Genomic DNA, 12,467 nt, shown 5'->3' with positions numbered 1-12,467 from the left:
CTTATTATTATTATATACCATTTTTAAGAATAAATCATCATAACATAAATTATATTATAATTTTTTTACATTTTTATACATTCATGTTATTATTTGTAAGTAATTATAATTGGGTTATGAAGGCTCTATTACTATCAGAGATAGTATTGGGCCTTTTTTTGCCTTTTTTGGCATTTTAAATAGAAAGGATGTGATTTTAATAAAAAAAATATTTAATATTTTAAGCCTAAAAAAATTATTAAGCGCATTAATAATCATTATAGGTGTAACCTTTATCTCATTTGCGCTTATGTATATATCTCCTGGCGATCCAGTAGAAATAATGATGTCTTCAAACGGCTCTACTATTTCACAAGAAGTAATAAATGCGAAAAAAGAAGAATTAGGTTTAAATAAGTCTTTTTTAGAACAATATACAACTTGGTTAAAGGGTCTAGCTACAGGTAATTTAGGTACTTCTATAAAATATAATAGACCTGTTAGCCAAGAAATATTATCTAAACTTCCCGCAACTTTATATTTAGCATTATTATCTCTAATAATTTCTGTTATCATTGCTCTACCAATAGGTATATTTGCAGCATCAAATAATAATAAATTATCTGAAAAAATAATAAGGATTTTAAGCTTATTTGGTCCTTCAATGCCGTCATTTTTTATAGCTCTTATACTTATGTATTTTGTATGTTATAAATTTAGACTTCTTCCGGTATCAAACGATGGACCAAGTGCTATAATTTTACCTACTATTACAATGGTTGTCGGGATAGCATCAAAATTCATAAGACAAATAAAAAGTATTATTCTAGAAGAGCTAAATAAGGAATATGTTATAGGACTTAAAGTCCGTGGTGTATCAAAAAAAGAAATTTTATTTAAACATGTTCTAAAAGGATGTGCACTTCCAATAATCACTATGATTGGACTATCTTTTGGAAGTCTATTAGGAGGAGCAACTATTGTTGAGACAGTATTTATGTGGCCAGGTATAGGTAAATATGCAGTTGAGGCTATATCAAGTAGAGATTATCCTGTAGTACAAGGATATATTGTTTGGATGTCTTTTATTTTCTTATTTATAAATTACTTAACAGATAAATCATATTATTTATTTGATCCTCGCTTAAAAAGAAGGAGAGGTGAAAATTCAAAATGATAAGTCCAACATCTGATAAAAGAAATAGTTTAGTTAAAAAGTCAGTTACAAACAATCTGATAAATATAATTGTAGACAAAAAAAATAGAAAAATATTAATTTATTCTTCTTTAATAATAATGCTATTTATTATAGCACTTATTTCTGACAAAATTGTACCTTATGACCCAATTAAGGCTGATTTAACTACTGTTTTGCTTTCACCGTCTAATACGCATATATTTGGAACAGATAACCTAGGAAGAGATTTATTTTCTAGAGTTATTTGTGGCTTAAAAACTTCTTTATTTTCATCCTTAATTATAACCGTTTTTATATTTGCATTTGGGATGATAATTGGTGTTACAGCTGGATATTATGGTGGAATAATAGACAATATTTTAATGAAAATAACAGTAATACTACAATCTTTTCCAAGTTTAATCTTAGCTATAGCTGTAGCTGGTATGCTTGGACCAAGTTTAAAAAATACAATAATAGCTATTTGTATTATTAACTGGACAAAATACGCTAGAATGGCGAGAAGTTTAGCTATTTCAGCGAAAGAATCAAATTATATAAAATCTGCTTTATTATGTGGAGCAAAAGGTTATCAAATTATCCTAACTGATATAATTCCAAACATAGCTTCTACTCTACTAGTTATGGCTATGTTAGATATAGGGGGAATGATACTTGAAATTGCGGGGCTTTGTTTTTTAGGTTTAGGGGCACAACCACCTACTCCGGAATGGGGACTTATGATGAATGAAGCTAGAAAATATATATACAATGCACCTTGGATGATTATTTTCCCTGGTATTGCAATATTATTAGTAGTATTTTTGTTCAATCTTTTAGGAGATGAGTTAAGAGATAGATTTGATATCAAACAATAAGCATTTTTTACTTTAGTTAGATGCTTATTAAAACAGTATAAAATTTTTAAATTTTAAATAAAAAATATATATTTAGGGGGTAATTTCACAATGAAATTAAAAAAATTAATAGCTGTATCAAGCGCATTGATTATGTCGCTAGGAGTTTTAACAGGATGCAGCAGCACTAGTAACTCTTCTTCGGGAGGAAATTCAGGAAATAATTCAGCAAAATCTCTAGTATTTGCTGATACTCAATCACCTAACAATCTAAATCCTCACCAAGACTGGAATGGTTGGTATGTTAGTAGATATGGTATCGGAGAAACACTTTTCAAATCAGATGATAAATTAAATGTAACTCCATTTTTAGTAGATACATATGAAAGTACGGATAATACAACTTGGGTGTTTAAATTAAAAGATGGTATTACATTCTCTAATGGTAATAAAGTTGACGCTAAGGCTGTTAAAGCATCTTTAGAAGACACTCTAAAGGTAAATGAACGTGCAGTAGAACTTTATAATGTAGATACTATAGAAGCTGATGACTTAACACTTACTATAAAAACTAAAGATGCTAATCCTGGCTTACCTGCCAGTCTATGCGAACCAATGGGAATAATAGTAGATGTAAGTGATAAAGAAAATAGTGATACAAATCCAATATGTACTGGTCCATTTGTTGCAACTGGTTACAAAGAAAAAACTCAATTTGATGTAGCTAAAAATGAAAATTACTGGAATGGGGATGTAAAATTAGATTCTGCTACATTTAAAGTTTTAGCTGATACAAGTGCTCTTGATATGGCTACTAAATCTGGTGAAGTTGATGTTGCTGTAAGTATGCCAAATACTAGCTTAGATGATTATAAAAACGACGATAACTATACTATATCTAGTAACGCAGGTTCTAGAGCTCAAATGTTATTTTTAAACTACAGTAATAAGTTTATCCAAGATAAAAATGTTCGTGAAGCTATAAGTTTATGTATAGATAGAGATAAATACAATGAAACTTTAAATAATGGTGGTTCTACTGCTGCTAAAGGTTTATATCCAACTTATGTTTCTTACTGTGGTTCAGGGTATGAATTTAATGTAGAAAAAGCTAAAAAATTATTAAAAGATGCAGGATATAAAGACACTGATAATGATGGAATATTAGAAAAAGATGGTGAAAAATTATCTCTAAAATTAATAACTTACTCTACAAAAGCTGAATTACCTACTTTTAGTGAGGCTTTAAAATCACAACTTGCTGAAATAGGTGTAGAGTTAAATGTTCAAATAGTTGATAATATGATGGATGAATGTAAAAATGGTAACTTCGATATATCTTTATGGAGCTTCACTATGCTTCCAACTGGTGATCCTCAATACTTTATAGATATAGCATTTGCTTCTAGCGGAAGTAGTAACTACGGAAAATATAGCAATAGCGAAGTTGACACTTTAACAAAAGAACTTGATTCTGAATTCGATACTAAAAAACGTGATGAACTAGCTAGTGATATAGTTGATAAAGTAATGGATGATTATGGATATATAGCTATAGGTCATGCTAATTATACATACGTTATGAATAAAAAAGTTAAAAATTGTGTAGCAAATCCATCTGAATACTACTTACTTGATGCTAATGTAGATATACAAGAATAGGAGTGATAATTTGCTTAAAATAAATAATTTAAACATCTCTTACGATAGTGTCCCTATTGTAAGGGATGTTTCTTTAAAAATAAATAAAGGTGAAATATTAGGAATAGTCGGTGAAAGTGGTAGTGGTAAAAGTACTGTTCTTAAAGCTATTATGAATATTTTAGGAAATGACGGAAAAGTAGATAGCGGTAGTATCACGTTTGAAGACAAAAATCTATTAAAAAACGAAAATCAAAATATATATGGAAAAGATATTTCTATGGTCTTTCAACAAGCCACATTATTCCTAGACCCTATTACTAAAATAGAAAATCAATTTCTTGAAATTATGAAACATAATAAAACAAGTAAAAAACAAAAGCATAAAGACATTGTAAACTTACTTAAAAATCTACATCTTGAAGATGCTGAAAGAATATTAAAAAACTATCCTTTTGAGCTTAGTGGTGGTATTAATCAAAGGGTATCCCTTGGACTTGCTATGATAAATAAGCCAAAACTGATATTAGCAGATGAACCTACATCAGCATTAGATGTTACAGTTCAAGCACAGGTTGTTCAAACTCTAAAAGAACTTAGAAACAATTTTGATACAAGTATTATAATGGTTACACATAATATGGGTATTGTCGCTAATATTTCAGATACAATAGGGGTTATGTATTATGGTCATCTACTTGAAATTGGTCCTAAAATAGAAATTTTAAAAAATCCTCAACATCAGTATACTATTGAATTATTAAAATCCATTCCAACATTAAATGGAGAGACTCCAAAAGGTATCGATGGTAAAATACCCGAATTTGGTTCTGTAATAGAAGGTTGTCCTTTCTATGATAGATGTAAAATATGTGATATAAAATGTAAAACGACAAAACCAGAACTAAAAGAAACTTCAAATGGACATTTTACATCTTGTTTAAAATATACAGAGGTTGAAAATAATATTTATCTTGGAGAAGTGCTATGATATTAGATGTAAAAAATCTTACAAAAACCTTTAATAAAAATAATTCTGTTTTTACTGCTGTTGACAACATAAACTTTCAATTAGGTAGAAAGGAATGTCTTGGAATCGTAGGTGAAAGTGGTAGTGGTAAAAGTACAATTGCAAAAATGCTAGTTAAGCTTGTAGAACCTGATAGTGGAGAAATTAACTTTTTAGGAAAAGATTTAGTTACTATGAATAGATCTGAACTTAGAAAAACAAGAAAAGATATTCAGATGATCTTTCAAAATCCTATTGATTCTTTTAATCCACGAAAAAAACTAAAAACTAGTATTAGTGCTGGATTAAAATACACTTTAGGATTAAATAAACATCAAATTAATAACCAAGTAGATGAAGCATTAAACTTAGTTGGACTAAAGTCAGAATACAAAAATAGACATATAAACAAAATTAGCGGCGGTGAATGTCAAAGAGCTGCTATAGCTCGTTCAATAATCTTAAAACCACAGCTATTAATTTGTGATGAAATTACTAGTGCTCTTGATGTTTCTGTTCAAGCTCAAATTATCGAACTACTAGTTGAACTAAAAGAAAAATTGGACATGTCCTATATATTTATAACTCATGATTTGATTTTAGCAAAATATTTATGTGATAGAATTTTAGTTATGTATAAAGGTAACGAAGTTGAAAGCGGAAATGCAGAAGATATATTTGAAAACCCAATGCATCCTTACACAAAGCTTCTTCTTTCATGCATAATGACGATAGATAATATTGATGAAAATAAAGATATAAATTATGAAAAGCTTCAACATTCAGGTGGATGTAAATTTAAAGAAATGTGTCCAGATAGAATAGAAATTTGTAATTCTTGTAATCCTGAAATTAAGGAGATTGGAGACAGAAGAGTTAGATGTCATATGTATAACAAATAACCTATTTTATAAGTATGATAATAATCACTTTATATTATATTCAATAAATATTTAAGCCACTTTAAAAGTGGCTATTTTTATTATATTTAAATATAATACTAACGTTAACATTAAATAGTATTAATCAATTATCTCAACATGTCTTAAATCTCCAAAAGCTCCTATAACGCCATCTTTTTGTATCATCAATCCAGCATGATTATACATAACTCTACAATCTTCAGTAACTCTATACTCGCCTAAAAGATTTCCATAAAAATCTTTAACACACCCTATTAAATCATTTTTTTTTAGTATCATACCAGCTTCTATATCTGAATACCAAAGTCCTGTTTGTTTACATGTCATATACTCTGTTTTTCTCCAAATAAATTTCACTCCTAATGACTTTTTTTCTTTTTTATCTATAACTTTAAAATAATCTAAAATTAAGTAAACATCTTCAACATAAGATTCATAATCAATTCTATCGCATTTATTAAAAGCTCCCCTTTCAAGTAATATAGCTGGAATACCTTTAGTTGTTGCATAGCTATAAAATCCATCCTTTGCTGTCGATGCAATTAAATGGTTAATTGTTGTCGCCTTTGCCACTTCTAATGATATTTCATTTACCTCTTCACTCGCTGCAACAGGAAAGAAAAGACATGGTAACAAAAGTTCTTCACCTCCACCACTATGAAGGTCTACTATAAAATCTGCTTCACTCATAATATTTTCTTCAAGAAATGCAGCTAATTTTTTACTAATTGTTCCTTCTTTATCTCCTGGAAAAATACCATTCATATTACCGCCATCTTCTGGCATAAATCTTTCATGTTTCGAAAAAAATCCCTTAGTATTTATACAGTGCAAAATTATAATACGTCCATTTACCTTTAAAGGATCTATTTGTTCTGAAAGTATGCCACAAGCTGCAACTCCTGGGTATTCCCCTGAATGAATACCAGCACTTACAACAATTGTTTTACCAGAATTTATCCCATTTATCACAGTAACTGGTATATCATACTTTTCATCATATGGATGTATTGTAAAGCAAATTTTTTCTCCTATATCAACTTTATATCCCAACAAATCCCAAACTTTATTTTTCAATTAATTAAACCTCCTTTTATGCAACTACATAAACATACTGCCTCTTTTTCCCTATTAATAATAGTATTCTTTCAAAATTTCTTCTTAAGACGCTAAAGATTTACGTATTTCAGGATTTGATACTAAAAACTTAACCAAAATAGGTATAAATATCAGTTGAATTATCATTCCAGGAACTGCTGTTGTAACTCCTGTTACAATATACATTATAGGGTTTATATCTGGTGCAAATGTAAGTGATGCTAAAAAAGCCCCAAATAATGCAAAAATTCGCCCTACAATCATTGCTAAAATAAGTGATATATAAATTTTATTTGTTTTAGAAAATAGAATTCCAGAAACAATACCATAACCACAAAGTTCTAAAGCCATTATAGGCATTGTTGGTAAAACTGGTGGCATACCAGTTAAAAAACTGCTTAATATTGGCGTTATAACTCCAACAATAGCACCACAAATTGGTCCAAGTAAAAATCCAGATATTAATACAGGTATATGCATTGGTAAAAATATAGACCCACCCATATTAAATACATGAAAGCACATCGGTAGTATAATGCCAAATGCTATAAATAATCCCGATAAAATTAATTGTTTTGTTCCTATAGTTTTTTGATTCATAAGTATTTCCCCCTTAAAATTTTCTATTTATTTTTTTAAAACTATATAATAAATATTGTCATCTTCAAAAGCTGCTTCTACTTTCAATCCCACATCTTCAAATATCTTCTTTTGATCATTTATATCAATAAGTCTAGATTCACTAACTATTTTATCTTTATTTTTATGCATATTATTTAAATATTCTCTACTATCTGAATGTGCTATAATAAGTTTTCCACCTTCTAATAAGTTATTCTGTATTAATTTTTTTATTGTATTCGTTTTATTTTCTAAATGTGGAAACATAGAGTAAAGTATTATTTTATTAAATTTTTCATCTAATTCATCCTTTTCAATATTTAATAAAGCAAATTCTACATTATCTATATCTTTGAATTTTTTTCTTGCTATATCGAGCATATTACATGACATATCTACTGCCTTTATATTTCCTTTTGAATTTAACTTAGATAAAAATGGAATAAGTACACCTGTTCCAGTTCCTATATCTAAAATAGTATCATTTTCTTGTATATCAATTTGTGATAAAAGATAATTTATTTTTGATTCATCTACTTTACTAATATTATCCCAATCTTTAGCTATTGAATTAAAAAAGCTTACTTGGCTCATAATCGCCCTCCTTTTATATGTTAATAATTATTTAATTTTACAATTAAACCTTCTCTTTTGGCACGATAGCGGCAATTCTAAATCACACTCTTGCATTAAATCATTATCTAGTAGTATATCTTGTGTATTTCCATCAGCAAATATTTGCCCCTCTTTTAATACAACTGTTCTATCACAAGTATCTAATATCATGTCCAAATCATGACTAGCTATTACTTTTGTATAATCAAAACTATTTAAAAGGTTTATTAAATTTCTTCTCGCTTTTGGGTCTAGTGCAGAGGTTGGCTCATCCATTATAAGTATTGATGGGTTCATTGATATAGCGGTTGCAATAGCGGCTAAGTTTTTTTGTCCTCCTGATAATCTATATGGAGCCCTATTTTTTAATTCTAATATTCCGACCTTTTTTAGTGACTCTGTAACTCTTTTATCCACTTCTTCTCTGCTCAATTTATAATTTTTAGGGCCAAAAGCTACATCTTCGTATATACTTGTTGTAAAAAGTTGATCTTCTGGATTTTGAAATACAAATCCAATATCTTTTCTAATTTGCGATAGATTTTTTTTATTTACTTCCAATGAATTAATTTCTATTTTTCCACTTGAGGGTCTATTTATCCCAGTTAGTTGAAGTAATAAAGTGGATTTTCCTGCTCCATTTGGTCCCACAATACCAAGCGATTCACCTTTATATAAAGTTAAATCTATATGTTTTAATGCTTCATAACCATCTGGATATTTATAATATAAATTTTTAATTTGAATACTAATATCTCTCATTGTCTATACTCCCTGTCTAAATTATTTATAAAATTCCTACAACTAAATTTCCTATAAATAGCGGTATATTTATAAATTTAATTATTATAAAAAATAAAATCCAAAATAACATATATAAATAATCTTTTAGTAGCATTTTTTCATTAGTAAATGTAACATATTCTCCATCAAACCCTCTCAAAATCATAGCGTTGTATATTCTATCTGCTCTCGAAAAACTTCTAAGTAATAGATGACCTAAAAGCGAACCCCATAGTCTACAGTTTATTCCCTTTTGGTTTGGAGCTCTTAACATATATGCATTATATACTTCACTAACTGACTCTATAAGCACAAATATATATCTGTACATAAACACTATTTGATTTGTAAAAACTTTTGGTACTTTTATATCTCTAAGAGATTTTGCAAGACCTTCTATTCCGGTTGTGCAAATAAGCAAAATACCCGCAGTAATAGTGAGCATCCCTTTTATAAATAATGATATAAGCGAAATCGCCCCTAATGTTATAGGAACGATTCCAAAATAAAATGCTACTGTTCTTTCAAAGATTAAGTTAAAAACGCCTAATCCTGTTATGATTGGTAAACCTATAAGAGATGCTTTAAGAACTAATTTTAGAGGTATATCAGCTAAATATATTATCAGTATTGGGTAAATTATAAATGGAAGCAATCCTGAAATATTGTATTTTGGAAAAGACACTACAAATACTATGTATAATATAGTTATTATTAGTTTTGCAACAGGGTTTATGCCATGTATAATACTCTTTTGTTTTCCCAAATCATCAATTTTATTCAATTTATATATAGACTCACTCAAACTAGACATTTAAAGCATCTCCTTATATTTTACTAAGCATGTTTTTTAGTGTTATTATCTGAAGTTTTTTTAACCTTACTTGCACCAAATCCAATTAATGCAGCTAGTCCAAGTGTTATAGCTGAACCAACTATACCAGAAACACTAGTCCCTGCAGTATTTTCTGCGTCTGATTTAAATGCATAGTCTGGTAAAAACGCTGTACTTTCTTGTACTGATTCAAGTGTTTTTGATACATTATTACTTCTATCTAACTCAGTACTTCCTGTTACTTTTTGTATTGACCATTCAAGCCCATCAGGATTTGCTGATGCAAATAAAGATAATCCTCCACCTATTAAAGCTGCTACAACTACTAAAACTAAAGCAACTTTTTTAACACTCACATTTTCTTTTACACTACTTCCATCATATCCAATAAGTAGTTCTGGTTTTGCATTATAAATAAATATAAGTACGCATCCTGTTAAGATTCCTTCAACTAAACCTATTGCTAAATGTATTGGTTGCATTAGGATCACAAAAGTACTAAATGGAAGTTCTGTTACACCTGATAACATTGTCTCACAAACTACTCCAAATGCTCCAAGTTGAAGTGAAATTACAACTGAAATTATGGATGCAATCATGATTTTTGTAGGAGTAAATCCATTTTTTAAGATTTTTTTATATATAAATGGAAATCCTATAAAGCATGCAAAAAATCCCATATTAATCATGTTGCAGCCGAGAGCTAAAAGTCCTCCATCAGCAAAGAATAAACATTGAATTACTAATACGGAAGCTATTGTCAAAAATCCTGCCTCAGGACCTAATAATGATGCTAATAAAATTCCGCCTCCAATATGTCCACTTGAGCCTGTACCTGGAATTGTGAAGTTTATCATTTGTGATGCAAATACAAATGCTCCAAGTACCCCCATTAAAGGTATTTTTTTATCAAAACTAATTGACTTAGGGTTGTCTAGATCTTCTAAATCACCTTTTGATAATTTTGTTGCAGAATAAGCCAATGTTCCTGCTGCAGCTACCCACATAACTCCACCAACTGCTGGTGATAATAAAGCGTCTGCCATATGCATAAATACCATCTCCTTAAAATTAGCATTAAAAAAATTCACTTCGTTCATATCGCCAACGAATCAAAGATTCCGTTGCTTAAGTTAATAAGTTGGAAATTATACATTATCCACAAACCAGATAATGTATAATTTCCTTATAATTTAAAAAACCACAAAAACATATAGTTCTCAAAGAACTTCTAAGCCTTCGTGGTTTAATTTCATAATTTATATTTTTGTGGTTAATTTAGTTAAATAGTAGCACTATATTTTTTTATTGTCAACAAATAGATAAATTTCACTTTTTTGCAGTCCTATATTGCTTATGTACTTCCATATTTACAAATATTTTTCAATATTTTTCCAATTTTAATTGACATAGTTTGCATTCTTCTATACAATTTAAATATAAATTAAGTTATTGATAAAATATGTTTGAAAACATGCAAATCAAGTCAGAAGACTTTGTAGTCTTTTGGCTTTTTTTATTTTTCTATAACTTAATTCATATTCTACTTTCCCCAAAAGATAGAATAGAAAAATAACCCTGTCTTATAATATGTATTTTTTATAATATGTATTTTTTATTTTAATCAATCACCTCAAGGGTGATTTTTTTTTATTAAAAACTAAAATCCATAAAGTCTGTATATAGACTTTATGGATTTTAGTTTCGTTTATTTACTTTAATCATAATATTTATGAGTTATTTATATTAAATATAATTAAATTTGATTTATTATATTTGCTTCGCTATTAAATCGCCCATTTCTTTTGTTCCAACTACTTCTCCAACACCATTGTAGATGTCTTTTGTTCTATATCCTGCATTTAAGACATTTTCAACTGCATCTTCAATTGCTTTTGCTTCTTCTTCTAATTTAAAACTATATCTAAGCATCATAGCCACTGATAATATTGTAGCTATTGGGTTTACTATATTTTGACATGCTATATCAGGTGCACTACCATGAATTGGCTCATACATCCCGAAGTCGTCTTCTCTGACAGATGCTGATGGTAACATCCCAATAGAGCCAGTTATCATTGATGCCTCATCTGATATTATATCTCCAAATATGTTATTAGTTACTATAACATCAAATTGAGAAGGGTCTTTTATTAATTGCATAGCTACATTATCTACATACATATATGATAATTCGACTTCTGGATATTCTTTTGATAATTCATTTAAAATTTTTCTCCATAATTTAGAGCTATCAAGAACGTTGGCTTTATCTACACAAGTTAATTTTTTATTTCTTATCATTGCTGTTTCAAAAGCCTTTTTGCCTATTCTTCTTATTTCGTTTTCGTCGTATTTTTCAACATCATATGCAAACTCAATGCAATCTTCTATTCCTGTTTTTCTTTCTCCAAAATAGATTCCTCCTGTAAGTTCTCTTACAACGACAAAATCTATACCTCTTTCTACTATGTCAGCTCTAAGTGGAGATGTTTCTTTAATGCTTTCGTGCATTGTTGCTGGTCTTAAATTTACAAATAATCCAAGACCAGATCTAAGAGCTAATAGACCTTTTTCTGGTCTTCTTTCGCTGTCTATATTGTCCCATTTTGGTCCACCAACTGCACCTAATAAAACTGCATCACTTGCTTTGCATATATCTAGCGATTCTTTTGGTAGTGGTTCTCCTGTTTCATCAATTGCTGCACCACCGCCTAATACATTTGTATATTTAAATTTATGATTATATTTTTGAGCTATTTTGTCTAAAACTTTTAATCCTTCGTTTACTATTTCTGGACCGACACCGTCCCCTTTTATTACTGCTATATTAAAATCCATCTATAATAATCCCCCTAGTTGACTTCTTTTCCCTTATATTTTTATTATTTTTAATTTATTTATATAATTTATTTCTACAAGTATATTT

12 protein-coding genes are annotated in these 12,467 nt (G+C 29.0%); 5 read left to right on the top strand and 7 right to left on the bottom strand.

Annotated features, from left to right (window positions below; genetic code table 11):
- Positions 1-190: 190 nt before the first annotated feature.
- From nikB to I4U58_RS00905, 5 genes are all read left to right on the top strand, one after another.
- Positions 191-1,156, top strand: coding sequence for a nickel ABC transporter permease (nikB, locus tag I4U58_RS00925; RefSeq protein WP_195929036.1), 966 nt, complete (start codon positions 191-193; stop codon positions 1,154-1,156).
- Positions 1,153-2,034, top strand: a complete 882-nt coding sequence (gene nikC, locus I4U58_RS00920) for a nickel transporter permease (RefSeq protein ID WP_195929034.1) — start codon at positions 1,153-1,155, stop codon at positions 2,032-2,034. The genes nikB and nikC overlap by 4 nt, the downstream gene beginning before the upstream one ends.
- Before the next feature lie 90 nt (positions 2,035-2,124).
- Positions 2,125-3,675, top strand: a complete 1,551-nt coding sequence (locus tag I4U58_RS00915) for an ABC transporter substrate-binding protein (RefSeq protein WP_195929032.1) — start codon at positions 2,125-2,127, stop codon at positions 3,673-3,675.
- A 10-nt stretch (positions 3,676-3,685) separates the two neighbouring features.
- Positions 3,686-4,645: an ABC transporter ATP-binding protein gene (locus tag I4U58_RS00910; RefSeq protein WP_195929030.1), complete on the top strand. Its 960-nt coding sequence runs from the start codon at positions 3,686-3,688 to the stop codon at positions 4,643-4,645.
- Positions 4,642-5,565: an ABC transporter ATP-binding protein gene (locus I4U58_RS00905; protein WP_195929028.1), complete on the top strand. Its 924-nt coding sequence runs from the start codon at positions 4,642-4,644 to the stop codon at positions 5,563-5,565. Before I4U58_RS00910 ends, I4U58_RS00905 begins: the two co-directional genes overlap by 4 nt.
- 120 nt (positions 5,566-5,685) lie before the next feature.
- On the opposite strand, the gene I4U58_RS00900 is transcribed toward I4U58_RS00905, so the two are convergent.
- From I4U58_RS00900 to leuB, 7 genes are all read right to left on the bottom strand, one after another.
- A complete protein-coding gene (locus tag I4U58_RS00900) occupies positions 5,686-6,663 on the bottom strand; it encodes a M14 family metallopeptidase (RefSeq protein WP_195929026.1) in 978 nt (325 codons plus the stop codon).
- An 84-nt stretch (positions 6,664-6,747) separates the two neighbouring features.
- Positions 6,748-7,284: an ECF transporter S component gene (locus I4U58_RS00895; RefSeq protein ID WP_195929024.1), complete on the bottom strand. Its 537-nt coding sequence runs from the start codon at positions 7,282-7,284 to the stop codon at positions 6,748-6,750.
- 27 nt (positions 7,285-7,311) lie between these two features.
- Positions 7,312-7,899, bottom strand: coding sequence for a class I SAM-dependent methyltransferase (locus I4U58_RS00890; protein ID WP_195929023.1), 588 nt, complete (start codon positions 7,897-7,899; stop codon positions 7,312-7,314).
- Positions 7,900-7,926: 27 nt separating this feature from the next.
- On the bottom strand, positions 7,927-8,682 hold the full coding sequence (locus I4U58_RS00885; protein ID WP_195929021.1) for an ABC transporter ATP-binding protein: 756 nt from the start codon (positions 8,680-8,682) through the stop codon (positions 7,927-7,929).
- Between the two features lie 25 nt (positions 8,683-8,707).
- Entirely contained in the window at positions 8,708-9,517 is an 810-nt protein-coding gene (gene cbiQ, locus I4U58_RS00880) for a cobalt ECF transporter T component CbiQ (RefSeq protein ID WP_195929018.1), read from the bottom strand.
- Positions 9,518-9,540: 23 nt separating this feature from the next.
- On the bottom strand, positions 9,541-10,590 hold the full coding sequence (locus I4U58_RS00875; RefSeq protein WP_195929016.1) for an energy-coupling factor ABC transporter permease: 1,050 nt from the start codon (positions 10,588-10,590) through the stop codon (positions 9,541-9,543).
- A gap of 718 nt (positions 10,591-11,308) precedes the next feature.
- Positions 11,309-12,379 (bottom strand): 3-isopropylmalate dehydrogenase, encoded by a 1,071-nt coding sequence (leuB, locus tag I4U58_RS00870; protein ID WP_195929014.1) that lies wholly within the window; start codon positions 12,377-12,379, stop codon positions 11,309-11,311.
- Between the last annotated feature and the right edge of the window lie 88 nt (positions 12,380-12,467).

The sequence above is a fragment of the Clostridium sp. 1001270J_160509_D11 genome, assembly GCF_015667935.1.
Lineage (GTDB): Bacteria > Bacillota > Clostridia > Peptostreptococcales > Peptostreptococcaceae > Intestinibacter.
The sequence above is the reverse complement of the archived record's forward strand: the minus strand, read 5'-3'. Positions and strand labels throughout refer to the sequence as shown.